Below are 21,607 nucleotides of genomic sequence, written 5' to 3' on the forward strand. Positions count from 1 at the left end.
CTTTACTTCTTTATCGGGGTTCCGCGCGAAATCATTTCACACAGGTGGCTTCCATCGCTATCAAGCGGTTTTTCAACTAGCCAACGAATCGGTGAAATAACAGGGCTGGTAGTGAAGCGTACAGACGTTTCCAAAATGGCAGAAAATGGCACACTCAAGTCAAAGTCTTCAAAATTACCGGAAACTTCAATTGGTGTTTGAAGGCTGAATATCTGGGCCGATTTGGGTCTTGGAGCGAGATAAAGATCAAACGTCCTATCTGAGTAAGAGGCTGAAAAGTTGCCATTTACTTGAATACGTGTTGTGTCCAATAACAAATCTCGCTGTTGCAAATCACCATTTGTAATATCAAAACCGCCAGCCACGCAATTCAGAACCGATTCCTGTTCTTTAGTAAAACTAGGCAATATTGCATCGGTAAGATTGACAGCCCAAAGGTCGATTAAGTCCGCTTCAAACTCTTGTGGCCAAATAGAAAAACCAATAAACCCATTCGCGTTATTCATAAGACTATCAGGAGTATTGGCCAAACTGGTCAAATTAAAGTAAGTACTGAGATTTCCGCCCATATCTGTCTTATTATCGATACGTCTAGCGATGATACCGTAGTCAAAATGATGCACTTGCCCTTGAATCGCAATATCGAACTGGTCTTGCTGAGCTTCAATTTGTCCAGCCAAAGACACCGAACCACCAGGAATACTGATTTTTAAAGGAGAGACTCGTAATTTTCCGTCCAATAGCGATAGCTTCGCGGATGTTGCGCCTAGCCAATCATTACCTGAACGAACATTATTTACCTCTAAACTCATTTCTACATTTGCCCATGATAAGCCTTCAGGGCTGACGATAAGCGGTTGTGTTGTGCCTTCTTTAACTGTTGGCTTATGATTTGAGGCTTCTTGATTAGTCGCCTTCGGTATCCAAGCTTTCCAGTTGCCAACTTTAAAGTCGTCCATTTGAATTAACGATGATGACAGGCTTAGTGCTATATCAGGGCGAGAATATTTCCCTAATGGGCGTAATTGCCCAGTACCAATAAGTTCACTCTCACCAATATTGAGGACAAGTTGCTGTAATTGGTATTGAACATCATCTAGCGATAGCTTGGCCGATAAATCGATTGGACCATAAGGCGGAAGCTTGACCCCTGTGAACTCGTTAAGTCTCTCCAAATTAGGAACAGCCGCGTTTAATTGAAGTTCCAATTGAGTGAAGTCCAGAGGTAGTGCAATGTCCGTTGAGGCTTCAATTTTTATGTCACCAAGGGTGAAAAGGAGATTAGCAGGTAAGCTTTCTGAAAGTCTATTGGCTTCTTTTAGAGAAACCGATTGGATGCTCAGCGTTGTTTTTTTATCCTGTACGAAACCGGTCAATAACAGCTCTGTGTTGAGCTCTGGTCCTGTATGGAAACGTCCTTCTGAGATGCGAATGTCCATCGATTTTCCGGTGTAGATATCCGGAATCTTGAGATACCCGCCTTCAAGTAAAGCTTGTACTTGAGTCATCTCCATGAACTCAAGTAACGTTTTCCCTGAAAGCGTTAAGCTTATTCGGGCACTATCTAATGCCATATCCATATCATCGGCGATACCAAAGCTTTGGGCGACCGCGGCAATATTTGGTGAGTCAGCTTTAAGGTTAAGCGTTGAGGATATTTGAGCAGCGTTGATGCTAACAGCAAGATCGCCTGTCATTAGATTGTCGGCGAGGTGCATTGAAAACGGAGCTGGTTTCATAATGCCGTTTCGAAGCTTCCCCGAAAAGGTGATGTGCTTGAGGCTTTGATTGGACCATCGCATATCACCGACATTTAGGTCGATATCTGCATCGACAATATTAATGTCGTTTCTCAAGATTGGAACGGAAAGGTTGACCCCTTGAGTCGGTATGGCTTGTTCTACTTCTGGTAACGTTTCTTCTTGTGCTAGCAATGCGAGTTGATTGAAATCCAATTTGGAAAAATCAGCATCAATGTCCACAAATGACTGTTTAGTGTCATTTAACCATTTGAGCGCTAACGTCCCTCTACTGTCCATAATACGAAGGTTTTGAGTAGACAGTGTCAGCCATTCATTTTGATGTTCCAAGGTCGCATTGAGCTTTAGAGGTCCGCTAGCCCCTGACTGCGTACCTAACCAAGGTGAAAGTTTTGCGATATTCGGGCTCGATATGTCCAGCTTAAATTGGCTACCAACTTGCCAGCGTGTTTCAGGGAGAGAGCCAAACGCGTGAATATTCAGGATCGGGCTGTCTAGTGTGATGGTCGTTTCCCAATCCCGCTTGTTGATAATATCTGATAGTGCACCCGCTTTAGCTGTGATGGTCGCAGGTACACCTTGGAGGTTACCGCGAATATCAACATCGACAGGTTGATTCATTCCTGCTTTAAATCGCGCTTTCTCAATGGCAAAGTTTGCACCTTCTGCCCAAGATATAGCAGCATCATCTAATGCGAAAGCGAGGTGGCTGTTGTCTATCCATTCCTTAAGTTTGGTGCCTTCAGTTTGGACACTCAGTAACGCACTTTCAAGGTGACCATCCGCTTCTTCAATACCCGCCAGCCAATGAGCGAGTTCACCAAGTGGGGAGTCTTGAGCACCAAGCTCTATATTTAAAGTTGAAGACCATTTTGTTGCGTCAATTGATGCCTTTCCTCTGAAAGGAACTTGAGCAATATCAGCAGAAACAGGCGCGTTCAATGTGCCTTTTTCACCAACGACGGCAAGGGATAGATGTTTTATTTCCGTACCGAGACCTAATATTTCTCCTATGGAGACCGACAGATTGGTTTGGGTAGAGACTAGCCACTGATCAAGAGCTTGTTGTAGTGGGGATTTTTGCTGTGGAGCCGACGCATAACCCATCATGTGCTGTTCTGGCTCTGGTTGAAGCCAAGGCTTAAGATCGATCACAGGAATCGTGAGTTTGCCATCAATGGTGTTGATGTCACCAAGTGCAATGTCCAGATACCCTTCTGCTTGTGTAATGGGGCTATCCACGTTAAGCGATTTAACGTGCAGTGCACCTTGTTTTGCCGATATATCAGCGGAGATACTAAGCGGAGCTATATGATAGACATAGAGCCCCAGCAAGGCTTCAATAGGCTGTGTGTCGAGCCAGTCTAATTGGATGTTTGCCGTTGAAAGCGCTTTCCCGTTTGGTTGAATATTGGAATTGAATTCCAGAGAAGCACCTGCGAAATGACCTTTGATATCAAGGGAGCCTGTTTGGGCATTGAGGATCTTTTCAATTTCACCCGTGACACTCAGGTTGTACTCTTGACCTAATGCTGCCCCTTTGGTGTTGAGATGCCAAATTTTATCATCTTTGGTTAAATCAAACTCATCCAGAAACCAGTCCACATAAGTTTGGGTATTCTGATCTTCGTAAATCACGCTCAAGCTTTTGGCTACGGCTTTCTCGCCGAGTTTGACCGTCCAATGTGTTAGCTTGCTGTCTGAATTTAAGGGGCTATCTGAATTGTCGCTGCTTTCTGGAGCTGCATTGGTTATCTGGGGAGCAACAGATTCCGCCTGCTTTCCAATTGCCCAGTTTTCATTGCCATCCATATCTTTTGCTAGATAGAGATGGATCCCTTCCAAATCAATGTAATCAATGAATAGCGTGTTTTCGAATAAGGGGAATATCGCCACTTTGGCCGAAGCATGCCCCACGCGCAGTAGCGGTTGCCACTCTATTGAAGGAATATTCGCGACTTCAATATTGTTGATTTCCAACTCAGGCCTAAACGATACATGAAATCGGATATCACCATCAATTTTGACAGAACGATTGATTTGGCTTTCGAGAATATGGGTGATTTTTTGCTTATGCGGCGTTAGGTTTATGTTGAACCCAACGGTAAGCGCGATTGCCAGTATGGCGATAAGTGAAAGAAGGGCTATACCCAAATATTTCACGGTACGAAGCAGAACAAATGGCATTTTAGTTTTGGTTGCTGTTGGCGTATTCATAGCACGTTATACGATGTGTCTGATGTCATATTAGGCGCAAAGGACAATAGCACAGACCCAAGCAAAAATATAAAGTTATACCCAAGTAACCTCACCCTTAGGATCCTATAGAGAGGTTACTTGCGTATATGATTGCGACAATGACAGTGTTGCACCTAGTGCCGAGTACTGCGTTTGATGTAAATGCTAACGCGACGATTGGCTTTCCTCTGAGCAGCGAGCTCTTTTGAATCTGATATTGTTGGGTAGGTATTTGCGTACGCAACAGCGCTCAGTTTTGTTTTGTCGACTGACAAGGAAATCAGCTGTTTTGTCACCCTGATTGCTCTTGCACCGGAAAGCTCCCAGTTGCTATCGAAATGGTCGTTATGAATAGGTAAGTCATCTGTATGACCTTCGACGACAATTTCCTTTCCATCCAGGTTTGTGTTTTCTATGGATGACGCAAAAATGGTTAAAAGCCGAACGCCTTCATGACTTAACGTTGCAGAACCTTCTTCGTAAAGCGCTTCTGTATCGAAATCTACTTTAATTCCATCAGGCATTTTCGTTAAGGAGATAGGCTCATGTTCAGTTGATTGCTCTAAGGTTTGAATGAGCTGGGTCATTGGCATCTCGGCTTTTCGGTTCGATAGCGCGCTCCAACTGGCTTTCAGTTCTTCAAACTTGCCTTGATCGATTTGAGACGTCGCGAGAATAACGATGAAGAAAGTCATCAAAAGTGTAATGAAATCACTGTATGTTACTAGCCAGTCATTTTCTTCTCGGACATCAACACCACTCTGTCTTCTACGCGGCATAACTAGGATTCCAGACGTTTCTTGGGAGGGAGATAGCTGTTCATTGAGTCTTTGATGTGCAAGTCAGGCTGCTTTTCCGTCATCATCACAAAGGCTTGGATCTGCATATCTCGACGGTGAAAATTGTCGTCAGATTTACGCCTAACATTGATTGCTGACGGTTTGAACAAAGCCTGAGCAAGTAGAGTGCCGTATAACGTTGTAAGTAGGGCAATCGCCAGCCCTTTCCCCATGGTAGCCATGTCCCCATCTAAGCTATCCAGCATAACAATCAACCCAACCAGTGTGCCTATCATGCCAAATGCAGGAGAAAAATTTGCCATGGTACTCAACACATTGGCGGGTTGCGCTTCCTGCACTCGCTGGCTTTCGTTACTTTCATCAAGCAAGTTACGAAGTGCCTTCCCTTTGTATCCCGTCCCTAATAGTTCTATGGCCATTGCAATGAAAGGGTCTTTTAACTCTTTATTCGTTAAGGCTTTCTCCAAGCCAGCAATGCCTTCGGTGCGATACACTTTGTTCCATTCTAGTGAGCGAACGATAGAAGAGTGCTTCAGTTTGGTTTCATTCCTACCATCAAACAAGCTGGCTATAACCGCTTGAATAGCTTTAAAGAAAAGGGGATAAGAGTAACTAATTAAAGCCGCAGTTGATGTCCCCCCTGCAACAATAAGAAGGCTGGAAACACTCACAAAGAGCCAATAATTGTCGGTGCTTGATACTACAGCAGTCATTAATACTGCAACAGAAAACAGCCATCCCGTAATGGTGCTCAAAGACATTAGACTAGCCCCTCTAACTCACTCATTTTAAACTTATTTTCTTCTAACGCTTGACGCATGACTCTCACAATATTTTGTTTTGCAGCGTTTCTATCTTGTTCGTTGACGTCCGTTGCCATCTCTAATTCACTGATTACCATATTTACGTAGCGGTCTGGGCAGTCTGAAATTAGCGCTTTTACGCGTTCCACTGACATATCTGAAAAGGCATAAGCAAGCGTTTGGGCGTCAAGGTTTCGGATATGATTGCTAATGATTTGTGTCGGTGTTCGCCAAATGTCATCAAAGCTATAAAAGCGTTGTTTTAACTGCACATAAGCACCCGGAGACGTTTCTTTTAACTGGGTTAATAGGTCGTTTTGTTTGGTGATACTTAACCCATCGAGGATTTGAGTCAAAACGAAAGGACCGTCGGTAGGTAGCGTTCTAAAGTCTGGAATGGATTGCGCTTTCGTCGCCAATGAAGAAGCAACATCATTAAAAGCAGTCATAGGCAGAGTGTCTAACCTTGCGATTTCCATAGCCAATTCAGCCTGATGTTCCGTTGGGTATAGAGAAAGCAGCGCTGCAGAATTCTCGGAAGAAAGTTGGCTAATCACCATAGCCTGTATACGCTCAGGCTCATTCTCCAACAGCCAGCGGATTTGGTTGGTGGACAGAGTCTCAAGAAAATCAAATGGTTGTGACTTTCGGGTTGAATGTGCGTGAGGGTTTGAGTCGACAAGAAGTTGCTTGAATGCTGCAACGTGTTTGGCTACTTGCTCACGATCATTTGGGTTTTGCTCCAAATAGCTTATGTAGCTAGGTATCTGAGAAGTCAGGCTAGGGTACATCGTGGTGAACATTGCTCTCCCAAGCTCTTGATAGACGCAAGCAAACATAGGCAGATTTTGTTCGTTCAAACTGAGCTTTTTAATGACCTGATCGACTTGATGGGGCTCGCTTAAACTGAATTTTACTAACTCTTGGCGACACGCCTCGTGCTCATAATACTGATGAGAAATTAAGGGCTCTGTTTGCACTGGAGATGCAGGCTGAGGAGCGTTTTGAGCATCACTATCTGTTTTTTTTGAGCGAGAACGAATAACCATAACGATTAGAATCAGTACCGCTAAGCCAAGTGCAATGAGCGCTAGCCAAACGTAATCTTGCCAAAATGCTTTCTCCTGAATTTGAGTGCTGTCTTTGCTGGGAAACTCAAAGGCAGTGCGGATGATATCCAGCGAGTCACCTCTAAGTGGGTTGTAGTCCACTTTTTGGATTAGAAGTTTTTTTAGGAGCTGCTCTTGCTTCTGCCCCAAAGCCTTGAATCGAAAAGTTTGTACTGCCGTCAAAGTTGCGAAAGTAGTTACCGATAAAGGCAAAGTGAGCGCGTTCTGATGGGGTGTGCCCGCTGTAGTAACGTATAGAAAGGTCCGTAACATTTTGTATGTCTTCGCCATCAGTTGAAGTACCGTTGATACCAATGTAACCAAGAGCGACGCCGACCCCGCTCTCCTTTACATTTTTCTTTACGATTACATCCGGATCCTCCTTTATATCGAAGTTTCCCGTCCACACCACTTCGTTATTTTGAGTGCTAACTAGTGACATCGTGATGTTGTGAGTATTGTCGCTAAGAGGTGCTCGCCACGTTAGAAAGGCGTCGACACGTATTTTCTTTCCGAGTTTCCGCAGTTCATCATTACTTGAAAGCCCATGCTTAAATTTTACGTTGGAGGCAGATAGGTTGACTTGTGTTTTTCCACATTCGATACAACTGCGTACTTTGATCCCATTGTTTTTCATTTTGGCTGTCAGTATCGATGTTAGCTTGAGCAGCTCGGTTTTTTCTTCATCCGTTACGGCTTTACCCTCGAAATACAAGGCGACGCTTTGGATCTTAGCTAGAGACTTGTTGTCTAAAATGTCGAACCAAAGATCATCGTGTTCTAGGAACTCTTCAACCGTTTGTGCTTCATTATCTTTTGCGGAGAAAAGTGTATTTAGAGGCTTAGAAAAAGCAATCGAAGAGTAAGAAAATAAAAGGGTGCTAATGGTTAGAGTCGTGATTTTTTTCCACACAATGAAACTCCATTCAGATCGGGGCTAGGGAAAAGACCTCGAACTGATAGGCTAGGGGACTCGCACTATTTGAATCGCCTTGCACACATGATCCCGAGGGCTGGGTATGAAGAGTATTTTGTTAACCCTTTGGATTTCGTGCAATAAACCATTGAGCTGATGATTAAACGCATGGCGTGCTTTGTTTAGAGGGGGGATGTAGCTTGAAGTTATTTTGCCGCTCTGAGTGATCTGTATATATATAAATGGTAGGTGCAGATTAGCGTGCAACGAGGCGGTTTCGACCTTCTTCTTTTGCTTGATACAACAGGTCGTCAGCATCCCGAATAATCTCTTCTAGGTTTTGCTCTTCATTTCCAGAGCTAACCCCAATACTGACTGTTAGATGAATTTGCAAATCCTCGTATTGAACAGCCGTTTTCTCTATTCGCTGGCGCATGCTGTCTAGGCGGCTTTGGAATTCTTGATAATCCCCACAGTGTTGAATGCAGAACTCTTCACCACCAAATCTCACGGCAATTTCATTTTTGAAGTAGATGGATATAATTTGCGCCACAGTAACCAGTGCTCTGTCGCCGCCATCGTGACCATAGGTATCATTCACTTTCTTAAAGAAATCGATATCAATCATGGCGATATTGCGATTATCACAACATTTATTATTGTTCTCATTGAACAAGTAGCGACGATTCCAAAGCCCAGTTAACGCATCTTGATTAGCAATGCGATAAAGTTCATCAGTGGCATCCTTCATGTCTAGAATGTGTTGCACACGGCAATAGAACTCTTCTTGGTTGAAAGGCTTATAAAGAAAATCGTTAGCGCCCGCCTTTAGGAATCGCGCAGTCATTGTTCGGTCGTTATTACCTGACAGACCAAGAATAGCCAAGTGGTTACGATCGTACTGGTTTCGAATTTCCCTAGTCATGGTAATACCGTCTTTGTTCGGCATGTCATGATCGGTGATGATCATGGTGATATCAGGATTTTCTGCGAGTATATCAATCGCTTGTTGCCCATCATTCGCTTGTAAAGTGTCAATGTATTGATGCTCAAGGAGATACACTACGTGGTTTCTAACGGTAATCGAGTCGTCGACAACCAATGCTTTGTGCGTATGGTTTGCCATTAAACGCTTTAGAAGTGGGATCAAATAGGACACGGAAGCGCTGCTGTCTTTTGTGATGTAATCGAGTACACCCTTGGCAATAACATGTTCACGGATATTGTCATTAAATTGCGCCGTAAGCACAATCGCACGGATCTTGTGTGATAAAACGAGATCGATGATTTCTCCGTCAGGACCATCGGGTAAGCAATAATCTAATACAGCACAAAGAAAGTCAGTATCTTGGCTTATTATGTTATTTGCCGCCTCTAAAGACTCGGCTAAGACAACCTCAAAACCAATTTGTTTAAGTTGCAAGTTAAGATAATTACGAAAGGCTCGACTATCCTCGACAACCAAAATCCGATTTAGCACCAGCGCTCCATATTTCGTCTAATTCTTTAATTGACCTGTTTGTTAAGTCTAATCACAAAAGTGAGTACTTCCATAAAAAAACATTTTATTTCCAGTGTCGTAAAAAGGATGAGACAGAATATACAATTGCTGAGCTTTTTGAACTGCCAAAATTTGTCAGGAGAGTTTGGTAAGTGCTGGGCAATGCTTCAGACTTTTATTATACTGATTTTTTATACAGTGTTTGTGTGAGAGCATTTGAGCAATGGCAAATGATGTGATGAAAAAAATAATTCATGTGGATATGGATTGCTTTTATGCCGCAGTGGAAATGCGCGATAATCCTTCCTATAGGGGGCGACCTCTTGCTGTCGGAGGAAGTGAAAAGCAACGAGGTGTTCTGAGTACGTGTAATTATGAAGCGCGTCAATTTGGTATTCGATCAGCAATGCCAACAGGTCAGGCTTTAAAACTCTGTCCCAATTTGCTGGTGGTGCCAGGGCGAATGCAAGTTTACGTTGATACCTCACGAAAAATACGCGAAATCTTTGAGCGGTATACTTCGATCATTGAGCCTCTCTCGCTTGATGAGGCTTATCTGGATGTTACTGAAACTCAAGTTCTTCATGGTAGCGCCACTTTGATAGCGGAAGCGATTCGTTATGATATTTGGAATGAATTGAAATTGACGGCTTCTGCAGGCGTCGCACCTATCAAATTCTTAGCGAAAGTTGCATCTGACATTAACAAACCCAATGGCTTGTGCGTGATCCCGCCAGATAAGGTTCAGGAAACGATTGATACACTGACACTTGATAAAATTCCCGGCGTGGGAAAGGTATCTTTAGAGAAGCTGAATAACGCGGGCTTTTTTACTTGCCAAGATATTCGTGAATCGGATTATCGCTCACTGCTGACTCAATTTGGTCGCCAAGGAGCCTCGCTATGGAAGCGAAGCCAAGGTATTGATAATCGAGATGTTGTTACTGAACGCGAGCGTAAGTCGGTTGGTGTAGAGCGTACTTTTTCTAAGAATATTCGCACGTTTGATGAGTGCTGGAAGGTGATTGCAAACAAACTCTTCCCTGAATTAGAACATCGTTTAGTGAAAGCCTCACCAGAAAAAGCGATCATTAAACAAGGCATCAAAATGAAATTTGCTGATTTTCAACAAACCACGATAGAGCATATTCATGGTGAACTAGAGCTGGAAGATTTTCGTGGCTTATTAGAAAAAGTGCTTCAACGTCAGAAAGGCAGAGAGATTCGTTTACTCGGGTTGAGCGTTATGCTCAAACCCGAGCAAGAAGCCAGGCAGCTCAGCTTCTTTTGATCCCAATATACACCTAATTGCCAGTTACTAACTCTAGAACTTCACTAAATGGGGTACTTTCCAATTGACCAAACCCTTCCATTTGCCTTGCTTTAAGTCGTGTCGATTCTGGTGTGGTGATTCCACATAAAAAGCGCGCGAGCGCTTTTGGTGTTGCCTTATCTTTCATGGCATGTTGATAAGGTGCGATCCAATGTGGGATATTCTCTCGTTCGTATTCAGCGGAATTTGAAGATGGCAGGGTGGCAACATGCCCGTTGCAGACTGAGCAGTGTTGGCAATTTTCTGGGGCGTTTTCATCAGCAAAGTAGCGTGCAAGTTGTTGGCTTAAGCATCGACTGTCTTCAAAAAATGCGACCATCTCCCGAATTCGATTGATTTCACTGGCTTCTTTTTGCTCGAACAAAAGGTGTATTTGATCGGCTAATTCGTGGGGGGATTTTTGGGTATCCAATACACGGTAAACATCGGTCGCTTGTTTGCTTTCCAACTCAATCCAACCATTTTCATGAAAGTAGTCCAAGGCAGAAACCACTCGGCTTCGTTCTGCTGAGTAACCTTGCCATAGAGCGTCAAAATCCAGTGTATGCCAAGTCTTAGCTTTAGGAGAGCATTGGAAAATCGTTTCGACGAATTGTTTCCTTTCCCCTTGGAATCGCTGGAAAATCGCTTGTTGAGCGACATTTAACTTGAATCGATAATCTGCGAAATAGGTAAACCGCGGTTCAATGACGCCTTGCAGTTCAAGGTAAACCAGTAAGGTTTTTAACGGGAGTTGACGAATATTGACCTCTTTTGAAAGCCTATTGAGCATAATGCTCCACTCGTCTGAGTGTTCGTATATCTGCTCAATAACCATTTGAATGGAATGAGCATCGGGTGTATCGCCGTACACAAAGTTCTCTAATACTGTTAACCCCGATTTGTCACCGAGCAAAATACACTGGGAGCTTTGCCCATCTCGACCGGCTCGACCAATTTCTTGCGAGTAGTTTTCGATAGACTTTGGTAAGTCAAAATGAATAACGCGGCGAATGTCGGCTTTATCCACTCCCATTCCAAAGGCTATGGTAGCGACGATACAAGGAACATGACCTAGCATAAATGCATGCTGGATTCGCTCGCGATCTTCGCTTTTTAAACCTGCATGGTAAGCCTGAACTTGTACCCCGTGATTACGTAGGAACCCAGCAACTTGTTCAGCCGTTTGCTGTAAAGTGACATAAACAATAGTGGGTTCTGAAGGCGAGCCATTGATAATGGTTGCCAACTTTTCCAACCGATCTTCGGCAAGACAAGGTCGAATATTTAAATGCAGGTTAGACCGATAAAACCCCGTAATGGTGATGTGTTCCGGCTGAATGGCAAACTTACTCTGCATATCTGAGATGACTTGCGGCGTGGCCGTAGCGGTTAACAGCAATGCTTGCGGAATGTTCAACGCTTGTTGGTATTGAGGCAGCTTTAAATAGTCAGGGCGAAAGTTGTGCCCCCATTCAGAGATACAGTGTGCTTCATCCACGACCATCATAGAGATGGGAACTTGTGAAATGAATTGACGAAAACGCTCGTTTTTCAACCTTTCAACTGAAATCATCAGTATCTTAGTTGTCCCATTTCGGACAGACTGCATGATGCGTTGAGTGGTTTCTCTGTCTTGGGTTGAATCGATGGATTCGGCTTCAATGCCTTTACTTTTTAAAAACTGAAGTTGATCCTTTATTAATGCTAAAAGTGGTGAAATCACCAAGGTTAAGTGAGGAAGGTGCAAGGCGGGCAGCTGGTAGCAAAGGGATTTACCTGAACCAGTCGGAAAAATCGCCGCACTAGAATGACCTTGCAGAACGTGATTCACTACATCATTCTGACCTTTTCTTAGCTCGTTAAAGCCGAATACGTGCTGCAAACTTTGGCGAATAGCCTGATCGACCATGTAAAACCTTCCCCTCTTTGTATCAATCCGGCTATTCTAACAGACCCTAAAGTTCTAACAGCCTCTAGTTTCTAAAAGATCTAAGCTTTAACAGATCTTGGTTTTTAACAGATATACGTTTCTAACGGTTTTAAGTTTGGTGAATAAAAAATATGAATAAGTCTGAGGTTCGGCAGGCATTTCTAGATGAATTGCAGCGCATACATAAAACGGCGCTAAGTGCGGCTCAAACGGCTATTGAATCCGCTACTGATGAAGAAACGGTGCCAGAACATAAGTACGATACGTTGGCATTAGAAGCGGCATATCTTGCTCACGGACAAGCGCAGCGAGTCGCTGAATGTGAAGAGAACATTCGGCTTTATTCTGAGTTAGTGCTTCGAGAATTTAATGAGGACACGCCAATTGCTGTTTCGGCTTTGGTAAAACTTGACGATCTTAATGGAAATGAGAGCTGGTATTTCATCGCCCCCACGGCTGGCGGAACGAGTGTCGAATTCAATGGTGAGTCGATAGCAAGTGTGACATTAAAAGCACCTTTAGGACAGCAGTTGAAAGGAAAGTATCTGGGCGACGAAATACAATTATTGGCTGGAAATCAACAGACCAACTTTGAAGTCGTTGAGCTGTTATAACAAATTACTGACAATTCACCCATTAACTTTGTTAGCTTGATTATTCTGTTAGCGAAAATTGAACATGGGTCTATTTTGAGGTGACTATGTATATCAAATGTATAGGGTTAGCACTGCTAACAATAAGTACTTACTCACATGCTTCGAAATGTAACGTCGATGTCGAAAATGAGGTCCATTTAGATGGGAATCGAGTTGAGGTTTATCAGCAAGGGGAAGCAAAAGTTCTTATCGATAAAGATAATAATGTCTTTATCAACGGCGAGAAGTTAGCGCTCGATGAATGGCAGCATAAGGCTGTAGACTCGTATCGTGAGAAAATGAATGAGTATGTGCCAAGAGCCAAAGACATTGCTAATAACGGTGCTGATCTCGCAAAAGATATTGTTGATGATGTCAGTGCCAGTTTTAACGACAGCCAAGCGTTCAATAATGTGAAATCTGCCATCGATGATTTTTACACTGACTTAGAATCTCGCTACTACCAAGACGGTGAATTTATTCTTAAGGAAAATGCGTTTGGTGATGCCTTCAGTAATTGGAAAAAAGACTTTGATGGGGCGATGGAAAAGTTTAATGGGGAATTTTTCTCCAGTGCATTTTCGGCTTTGTCTGAAAAAATGAAGACGGAAGGCGGCATTAATTTTACTGAATTACAAAAGCAATTGGGTTCACTAAAAGACATGCTGAAAGAAAAGATTGAAGGGCAGTCGGAGGAGATTCGCAAAGAAGCTCAGCAATACTGTGAACAGCTAAAAGATGTGGCAAGTGAAGAACAAAAGCTGCATGAGAAAATACCAGCTCTAAAAGACTACCCAGTATTCTTAATCTAATATTTTCAATAATACAAAACAGACAACAAAGGGGAGCGAATAGCTCCCCTTTCTCTATTTAGTTACCTGTGCTGACTCAGCAAATCGCTATTGACCTGCATTCAGTTGGTCTAGTTTATTACCAACAGGCACAGAGAAGTTGAAGCCATCGTGCTGGTCCCAGTTGATAGACCATGTCATTACGCCACCAAAACTTGGATACAGCTTAGCAGGCACAACCGTGCTGCATTTCGTGCCTTTAATTAGACAGTCGAGCGCATCATAGATGTTTTGCACTGGAGCTTGACCTGAGTTAGCACTGCTAGGACCTGATGGCAAGCCAATGGCTACCTGATCGTCACGTAGCGGAGCGAACTGAGTACCATCAGCCAGTTTAAACCCTTCAACCAGCATTTTTGCTGAGGCTACCATCATATCGACAGAGCCCTCAGGTGCAGCGCCGGGCATGTAAGGGTTAGGTAAACCACCATTGTTGTATAGCTGAACATGAAGCAAGTCTAGAGTGTCACGCACTTGGTCAATCACCGGAATGTACGCACCCCAAATACCAGTGTACGCGATCATCCCGCCTTGAACATATGGGTGCTCAGGCGCCATTGTGAGGTACATATCGCCACCTGTATTCGCTTCAATCGCTTTGAGAGCACGGCCTAAACGAGCCTGTATTTGAGAGCCATGTAATAGGTTTGAACCACTTTCTAAGTCAACGTCTAACCCGTCGAAGCCCCACTCTTTGATGATGCTTGTTAAGCTGTTCACAAAGTTGGTTTCATCTTGGTCGGTATTTAAGGTAATAGTCCCTTCAGCTCCGCCTAGAGAAAGAACAAAGATTTTCCCTTTGGCTTGCAGCGCGGCCATATCTTGCTTGAACTGAGCTGGATCGAGTGCAGGGCAAGAACTGTGGATATCGCCTGAGTACAAGTTGAAGTGAACAGTACCGTCGCTGTTGCGATCGTTATCTGCAAATGCGATATCAATAATATCCCATCGCTCTGACATATCAGCCAAACGAAGTGGGCAGCCTGAACCATTCACAAAATTATGCCAGTAACCAATAAGATTATGCTTCTTGGCGATTTGCTCAACCGCATTAACAGTAACACCGGATGAAACCGCGCTGTTTCCAGAGGAATCTTTGGCAATAACAGTTAGGGTGTAGTTACCGATTGCAGCCGGCGTCCAATTTACGCTGTAAGGTGCAGTAGTATCCGATGAAATAACAGAACCATTAACCAAGAAATCAACGCTTTGAACTGTACCTGTTAAGCTGGTTGCGTCCGCGCTGATTGCCGTTGATTTACCGACACCGACGGTGCTTCCGTTTGCCGGAGAAGTGAGTCGGGTAACAACGGGTTGGTCACTCACGGTAACCAAAGCACTTGCTTCGCCTGTTGAACCACCGTTATCAGTGGCGATGGCTTTCACTGTGGTTTCACCTACAGCCGTTGCTTGCCAATTAACGGTATATGGTGCTTGAGTATCAATACCTAAACTTGTGTTGTTTGCAAAGAATTCAACTTGCGTTACGTTTCCGTCTGCATCACTCGCTTGTGCATTTACCGCTACGGTTGAGCCAGCTAGAATCACATCACCAGTAGAAGGTGCTGTTAAAGTAACTTCGGGCGCTGCACTGCATGCACCTAGCCCAGTCCACGCTTCTTTCCAGTATTCACCCACACCCGGTTCGTATGCCCAAGCTGAGTTAGACGAACACCAACCTGCAACGTCACAACGGTATTTCTGGTTGGCATTTTCGACCAACGCACCTGCGCTGTATGTAGTGCCTGCAACGTAAGGCGTGGCATCAGCACAACCTCCAGAGGACGCCGACTTCACATTCACAGATACCTCTTGGCTAACTGTTGAAAGGTTGTCGTTATCTGTTGCCTTAGCAGAAACAGTATGCGCGCCAGCTATAGCTGTCCAGTTATGTTCAAATGGCGCTGCTGTATCTGTCGCAACAAGGTTACTGTCCACATAGAATTCTACTTGCGTAACCGTGCCGTCGGTATCTGCTGCATTAGCGGATAGCGTCAGTACGTCACCTTGAGTAACAGACTCAGAACCTGTTGGAGACGTGAGATCGATACTTGGTGCAACCAAACCACCTGCTGGCGCTACCTGTACTAGAACTGATGATTCGTTCGTTGCACCTAAGTTGTCAGTTGCAATGGCAGAAATCGTGTGGCTACCTGTCTCAGTCGTCCAATTCAGCGTATAAGGTTCCGCTGTTGCGACACCCAAGCTCACACCCGATAAGAAAAACTCGACTTGCGCAATACTGCCATCAATGTCTGAGGCGTTGACTTGTAAACCAATGACTTGACCTGTTGTTAGTTGCGCATTGTTGAGTGGCGACGTAATGGTCACTTGTGGAGTGGCGTTGAAACCACCACACTCACCTAGCCATTTCCACTCCTGCCAGTCACCAGAGTGAGTAGCTGGTGAATTTCCTTGCGACCACCACCGCGCCTGATACGCGTTGTTGTTTTGTTGAACCTTTCCATCAGTAGAATAGGCACCATCTGGTTGCCAAATAGGTAGTGTTCTACAATCGACCGTTGCCGCTTGAACTGCACTGGTCAAGCTTAAAGCGGACAGTATTGCCCCGCTGATAATTGTCCTTTTCATTTCTTCTCCCGTCTTAAAAAGTATGGGGATATACAACTGCCCCCAGAACTTGCTCAAGCAGCCTGATATGACGGCTTACGTCATTTCTGAGAGGTTGCTTGGGTATAAAGTGCTTAATTTATAAACGCACAAAGTCTCTATTTATTAGACGGAGAGTTAAACAATGTCATTGTTAGGATATTGAATTAATTGCAAAACTAGATTGAATATCACAGAGAAATATTCTGATGCTCTTGAGTTTCAGTATGTTTTCGAGGCACCTCTCCTTATTATGTTCGGTTCCGTTGACGTATTTTGTGCTTTTACTAAAAGAGAAAGTATACTTTTCGACATGATTCTAAATTTGCAGATTAATTGTTTGTGATTGATGCTTTTGTTTGGATATTACCGCTGCTATTGCTTGTTTTTACTTTTGTAAAACACTATTGTACTAGCCAACTAGTTCGTAAGTGTGTCAGTGGCGTAGTATGGCAAATACAAGAGAGAATTTTGGTTCGAGATTAGGTTTCGTATTGGCTGCAGCCGGCGCAGCGGTAGGTCTCGGAAATATATGGGGTTTCCCTACTCAGGCTGCGAGCAATGGGGGTGGGGCATTTTTAATGGTGTACCTCTTCATGATCCTCGTCGTGGCTTTTCCTATGTTGGTTGTTGAAATGGCGATAGGGCGTCATGGTCAAGCCAACCCTGTCGATAGTATGAAATCTCTTACGGGAAACCCGATTGGAAAAACGGTGGGTGGTTTGGTTGGTTGGATTGGTCTTAGTGTACCGAGTGCCGTTCTTGCTTTTTACTCCATCGTGGGTGGGTGGTTAATCTGTTTCTTACTGGGGGCGATAACCGAGCTGTTCGGTTTTGCGTCCGTAGCTCAATGGTTTAAAGGCTTTAGCGTTGAAAGAAACCTGTTTGGAACATTGGTTTTTTATGTTCTGACTATTTTGATTGTTCAAGGTGGGGTTAAGCAGGGGATAGAAAAATGGTCGACTCGATTAATGCCCGCGCTGTTTGTTTTGTTTGCATTGCTTTTCGTCTACATCATGATGCAATCGGGGGCGGTAGAAGGGCTTAAGCATTATTTGATTCCTGACTTCGAAAAAATTTGGGATAGAAAACTGATTCTTGCGGCAATGGGACAAGGCTTTTTCTCACTGACGATTGGTGGCTGTTCGATGCTCATCTATGGCTCATACCTGAGTAAAAAAGAAAACCTGCCCAAAATGGCAATGAATGTCACGCTGGTGGATACCGCAGTTGCTTTCATCGCTGGTTTAGTCGTTTTGCCTGCGATGTTCGTTGCCATGCAAAAAGGCGTACAGATTTATGCAGAAGATGGTTCTTTACTGAGCTCCGATACCTTAGTTTTCACTGTTTTGCCTTTGATGTTTGAAAGCCTTGGTTTACTTGGTCAGCTATTTGCGATCATTTTCTTCTTACTTCTTACGATTGCAGCGCTCACGTCATCTATCTCTATGCTGGAGTGCCCAGTTGCTTTGGTGAGTGAACGTTTGGAATCGAAACGCAGCACCACAAGCTGGATATTAGGCGGTTTAATTGCACTGTTTAGTGTCGTGATTGTGTTTAATTTTGGTGAGCTGTTTGGATTGGTAGCCATGGTTGCGACCCAATATTTACAGCCTACAGCTGCATTAATGTTCTGCCTGTTTGGTGGGTGGGTGTGGAATCGACATTCAAAAATTAAAGAGCTTGAACTCGGTAACCCAGACTTTCAATTGGGCTGGTTCGGTAAAATTTGGCCAGCGTATGTGAAGTTTGTTTGCCCTATTCTTGTGGCGACAGTTATATGGGCGTCATTTGGTTAAAGGTTATCGGTTGATTGATGTGCCTTTAAATGATACCTACAAAAAACGCCGCTGATATCAGCGGCGTTTTAGTTTAAGTACTAGGTTTTATATTAGGCACGAGACTTCTTGTTTCTGGTATTTTGAATTGCCGAAGTAAGCTTAACGAAATTGCCCAGCTTCAGGTAAAAAGTCAAAACCAGCGGTTGCTAATCTTGCTTCCAGCTTGCTTTTATCAATGTCAAAAAACACAACAAGCTTGTCGAGGTCGCCGCCAAAATCATCGCGAAGCTTCATGTTCACAATACTCATTAGCATGACGGGGTCCATTGATTCGTAGTTCGCTAAATTCATTATTTGTCCTCAAAATCCGAAATCAATAAATTAGCTGCAGCAAAAGCGGCTTTCTCACGCACTTCGTCAGGAAGGGCTGTGTCTGATGCTATATCGTTAAAGGTACGAATTGAACACGCAATCGCGTTTGGCACGTAAGCTTGATCACCACTGCCAATCTGAGCGTACATCTGACGAATGAGTTCGCAACAATCGAATACTTTCATAAAGATTACCTAGAAAATGAAAACTGGAGTCAATATACAGAGTTACGATATTGACCTCAATATACAAAAAAACAAACTTAAAACATGAGTTTGTCTTAGCGCAATATGGGGAATGGAGTGATTGTTATTTGAGCACTTTAAGGCAGGGTAAAGTCTCAGATGGCTCCTAAAAGGGGGAACAGAGCCATCTGAGTAAAACGGTTATGTATTAACTTGAGCTTCTAGCTGCAACACTAAGTCATCAGCAAGCCCTAACTGGGTAGCAAGTTCTTTTAAATAACTTCTTTCCATGAAATTTTGCTCGTCAACGACAAGTAATGACGCGAGATAGATTTCAGCTGCTTGCTCTTTATTGGAAACTGAACGAGCTATGTCTGAAGGATCGAGAGGTTTGTTTAACTCCGATTGAACCAATTGGTTAACTGAATCATCCGCTCCAAGCTCAGTCACGGCTTGTTGAATTTTTAATTGTTCCTGTTCATCGACATGACCATCCGCTTTTGCAGCGGCTATCATGGCTTTGAGAATTAAAATACTGTGTTGATCTTCACTCAACTGTGGTGAGGGAGAAGGGGAAGTATTCCCCGGCTGGCTTTTCTGCCAGTCGTTGTACACTTTAAAAGCCAAAGCACCTAGAGCTGCGGCACTGCCGACTCCTAGTGCTTTCTTCCCCATTTTACGGGACTTTTTGGATCCCATGAGTAACCCAATTAAACCACCTCCTACTGCACCTGCTCCTAATGTTGCTAACTGGCTTTTGTCTTGCCCCAGCTTTTGTGCACTGTTTCCGAGACTATGTGCACTTTGGCTAAGAGTTTGACTGCCTTGTTTCATCAAATCAGAATTTAGCGCTTGGTTTAATAGGCTTTTGAGATCCATACTCGACTCCGTTTTAAACAACAAGTACAGAATACGTTTCTCAATATGAATTAAAGATGAATGGTAGTAAGAAAAGAAAAAAGAGCAACAACGTTGCTCTTTTAGAAGGCTTCGAACTGACGATAAGTCAGTGAATCGTTTTAGGCGAGTTGCGCTTGAACATGCTCAATGATGCTATCGATCGCAACAGCAGTTTTCTCACCTTTACGGCGGTTTTTATATTCGAAGTTGCCTTCGTCCATACTGCGATCACCGATAACGATAGTATGAGGGATACCCACAAGTTCGATATCCGAGAACATGACACCTGGGCGCTCTTTACGATCGTCAAACAGGACTTCAATACCTGCTGCGGTTAGTTCAGCGTACAGCTTTTCTGCTGCTTCCTTAACACGCTCTGATTTGTGCATGTTCATAGGAACAATGGCAACTTGGAATGGTGCGATAGCATCCGGCCAAATAATACCGTGTTTGTCGTGGTTTTGTTCGATTGCAGAAGCAACAACACGAGTTACACCAATGCCATAACAACCCATTTCTAGAATGGTATTTTTACCATCAGGACCAAGCACGCCACAATTCATTTTCTCAGAGTAGTTTTTACCTAGCTGGAAAATATGACCGACTTCGATACCGCGCTTCAGCTGAATTGTACCTTGACCACACGGGCTAGGATCGCCTTCGACAACGTTACGTAGGTCTTCGACTTGTCTAAGCTCGACATCACGACCCCAGTTAATACCGAAGTAGTGTTTGTCATCAATGTTTGCACCCGCGCCAAAATCGCTCATTGCAGCAACGGTACGATCGACGATGAACGGCAATTCAAGGTCAACTGGACCTAAAGAACCAGGACCCGCTCCAATCAGTGCACGAATTTCTTCTTCAGTCGCCATCTCTAAAGGAGAGGCAACTTGCGCTAGGTTTTCCGCTTTAATCTCGTTAAGCTCGTGGTCACCGCGAACAATAAGCGCAATGATGTCTGCTTCAACTTCGTCAGATGCTTTTACAAATAGCGTCTTAACCGTCTTTTCAATGGCTAGATCAAATTGTTCAACCAGTTCTGCAATGGTTTTTGCGTTTGGTGTATCCACCATTGCCATTTCTTGAGTTGGCGCTGCACGTTCTGTTGCTGGGGCGAGTGCCTCTGCTTTTTCAATGTTTGCCGCGTAATCCGACTCTGAAGAGAAGGCGATGAGGTCTTCACCGCTTTCTGCCAAAACGTGGAATTCATGAGAACCGTTACCACCAATAGCACCTGTATCGGCAAGAACAGGGCGATAGTTAAGGCCCATGCGATCGAACGCTTTACAATAGGCGTCGTGCATGGCTTCGTAAGACTTCTGTAAGCCGTCTTTATCGATATCGAAGCTGTAGGCGTCCATCATAGAGAATTCACGTGAACGCATAACACCGAAGCGAGGACGTCTTTCATCACGGAACTTAGTTTGAATTTGGTACAGATTTAGCGGAAGTTGCTTGTAAGAATTCACTTCGTTACGCACTAGGCTTGTAATGACTTCTTCAGCAGTAGGGCTAAGTACAAACGGACGTTCATGGCGATCAGTAAGGCGAAGAAGTTCAGCGCCCATCTTTTCGCTGCGGCCTGTTTCTTCCCATAGTTCAAACGGCTGGACAACGGGCATCAAAGTTTCAACTGCACCTGCATTGTTGATTTCTTGACGAACGATGTTTTCGACTTTACGCAATACACGTAGACCAGTAGGCAGCCAGGTGTACAAACCTGAAGCCAGCTTACGGATCATACCTGCACGTAGCATGAGCTGGTGGCTCACTACTTCTGCGTCGTTTGGGGTCTCCTTCAGAGTAGAAAGAAGATAGTTACTGGTACGCATTAAATTTATCCGTTTATCAAAGTTAGATACTCAAGCCGGAGTAGGCAGGAGTAAAGGTTTCCCATT

Annotated in this window: 16 protein-coding genes; 4 read left to right on the plus strand and 12 right to left on the minus strand. The window is 44.0% G+C overall.

The genetic code is table 11. The features are described from left to right. Positions 1 to 2: 2 nt before the first annotated feature. From LDO37_RS04380 to LDO37_RS04405, 6 genes are all read right to left on the minus strand, one after another. Positions 3 to 3,977 (minus strand): AsmA family protein, encoded by a 3,975-nt coding sequence (locus tag LDO37_RS04380; protein ID WP_126607876.1) that lies wholly within the window; start codon positions 3,975 to 3,977, stop codon positions 3 to 5. A gap of 155 nt (positions 3,978 to 4,132) precedes the next feature. After that, positions 4,133 to 4,777 carry an OmpA/MotB family protein gene (locus tag LDO37_RS04385; RefSeq protein WP_126607875.1) on the minus strand — a complete coding sequence of 215 codons (645 nt, stop codon included), beginning with the start codon at positions 4,775 to 4,777 and terminating at the stop codon, positions 4,133 to 4,135. A gap of 2 nt (positions 4,778 to 4,779) precedes the next feature. Next, on the minus strand, positions 4,780 to 5,559 hold the full coding sequence (locus tag LDO37_RS04390; RefSeq protein WP_126607874.1) for a motility protein A: 780 nt from the start codon (positions 5,557 to 5,559) through the stop codon (positions 4,780 to 4,782). Then, entirely contained in the window at positions 5,559 to 6,860 is a 1,302-nt protein-coding gene (locus LDO37_RS04395) for a FliG C-terminal domain-containing protein (RefSeq protein ID WP_185829806.1), read from the minus strand. Before LDO37_RS04395 ends, LDO37_RS04390 begins: the two co-directional genes overlap by 1 nt. Beyond that, on the minus strand, positions 6,793 to 7,623 hold the full coding sequence (locus LDO37_RS04400) for a hypothetical protein (protein ID WP_185829805.1): 831 nt from the start codon (positions 7,621 to 7,623) through the stop codon (positions 6,793 to 6,795). The genes LDO37_RS04395 and LDO37_RS04400 overlap by 68 nt, the downstream gene beginning before the upstream one ends. A 259-nt stretch (positions 7,624 to 7,882) precedes the next feature. Further along, entirely contained in the window at positions 7,883 to 9,106 is a 1,224-nt protein-coding gene (locus LDO37_RS04405) for a diguanylate cyclase (RefSeq protein WP_126607872.1), read from the minus strand. A gap of 259 nt (positions 9,107 to 9,365) precedes the next feature. Here LDO37_RS04405 and dinB point away from each other — a divergent pair, with 259 nt between their 5' ends. Beyond that, entirely contained in the window at positions 9,366 to 10,418 is a 1,053-nt protein-coding gene (gene dinB / locus LDO37_RS04410) for a DNA polymerase IV (RefSeq protein WP_399480715.1), read from the plus strand. A 13-nt stretch (positions 10,419 to 10,431) separates the two neighbouring features. On the opposite strand, the gene LDO37_RS04415 is transcribed toward dinB, so the two are convergent. Beyond that, on the minus strand, positions 10,432 to 12,351 hold the full coding sequence (locus LDO37_RS04415; protein ID WP_126607870.1) for a RecQ family ATP-dependent DNA helicase: 1,920 nt from the start codon (positions 12,349 to 12,351) through the stop codon (positions 10,432 to 10,434). Between the two features lie 152 nt (positions 12,352 to 12,503). Here LDO37_RS04415 and LDO37_RS04420 point away from each other — a divergent pair, with 152 nt between their 5' ends. Continuing rightward, a complete protein-coding gene (locus tag LDO37_RS04420; protein WP_126607869.1) occupies positions 12,504 to 12,986 on the plus strand; it encodes a transcription elongation factor in 483 nt (160 codons plus the stop codon). 86 nt (positions 12,987 to 13,072) lie between these two features. Next, positions 13,073 to 13,819: a YggN family protein gene (locus tag LDO37_RS04425; RefSeq protein WP_126607868.1), complete on the plus strand. Its 747-nt coding sequence runs from the start codon at positions 13,073 to 13,075 to the stop codon at positions 13,817 to 13,819. An 87-nt stretch (positions 13,820 to 13,906) separates the two neighbouring features. Here LDO37_RS04425 and LDO37_RS04430 read toward each other — a convergent pair whose 3' ends face one another. After that, the gene (locus LDO37_RS04430) at positions 13,907 to 16,450 is read right to left on the minus strand and encodes an Ig-like domain-containing protein (RefSeq protein WP_126607867.1); all 2,544 of its coding nucleotides are present in this window, start codon (positions 16,448 to 16,450) and stop codon (positions 13,907 to 13,909) included. A gap of 467 nt (positions 16,451 to 16,917) precedes the next feature. Between LDO37_RS04430 and LDO37_RS04435 the strand changes: the two genes are divergently transcribed. Further along, a complete protein-coding gene (locus LDO37_RS04435; RefSeq protein WP_126607866.1) occupies positions 16,918 to 18,267 on the plus strand; it encodes a sodium-dependent transporter in 1,350 nt (449 codons plus the stop codon). A gap of 141 nt (positions 18,268 to 18,408) precedes the next feature. On the opposite strand, the gene LDO37_RS04440 is transcribed toward LDO37_RS04435, so the two are convergent. From LDO37_RS04440 to LDO37_RS04455, 4 genes are all read right to left on the minus strand, one after another. Continuing rightward, entirely contained in the window at positions 18,409 to 18,600 is a 192-nt protein-coding gene (locus LDO37_RS04440) for a DUF4250 domain-containing protein (protein ID WP_126607865.1), read from the minus strand. Then, complete coding sequence (locus tag LDO37_RS04445; protein ID WP_101113434.1) at positions 18,600 to 18,806, minus strand: YaeP family protein; 207 nt, start codon at positions 18,804 to 18,806, stop codon at positions 18,600 to 18,602. Before LDO37_RS04445 ends, LDO37_RS04440 begins: the two co-directional genes overlap by 1 nt. A gap of 201 nt (positions 18,807 to 19,007) precedes the next feature. Next, entirely contained in the window at positions 19,008 to 19,685 is a 678-nt protein-coding gene (locus LDO37_RS04450; RefSeq protein WP_126607864.1) for a tellurite resistance TerB family protein, read from the minus strand. Between the two features lie 140 nt (positions 19,686 to 19,825). Further along, positions 19,826 to 21,541 carry a proline--tRNA ligase gene (locus LDO37_RS04455; protein ID WP_126607863.1) on the minus strand — a complete coding sequence of 572 codons (1,716 nt, stop codon included), beginning with the start codon at positions 21,539 to 21,541 and terminating at the stop codon, positions 19,826 to 19,828. Positions 21,542 to 21,607: the final 66 nt, after the last annotated feature.

Source organism: Vibrio penaeicida (genome assembly GCF_019977755.1).
In the GTDB taxonomy this organism is placed as follows: domain Bacteria; phylum Pseudomonadota; class Gammaproteobacteria; order Enterobacterales; family Vibrionaceae; genus Vibrio; species Vibrio penaeicida.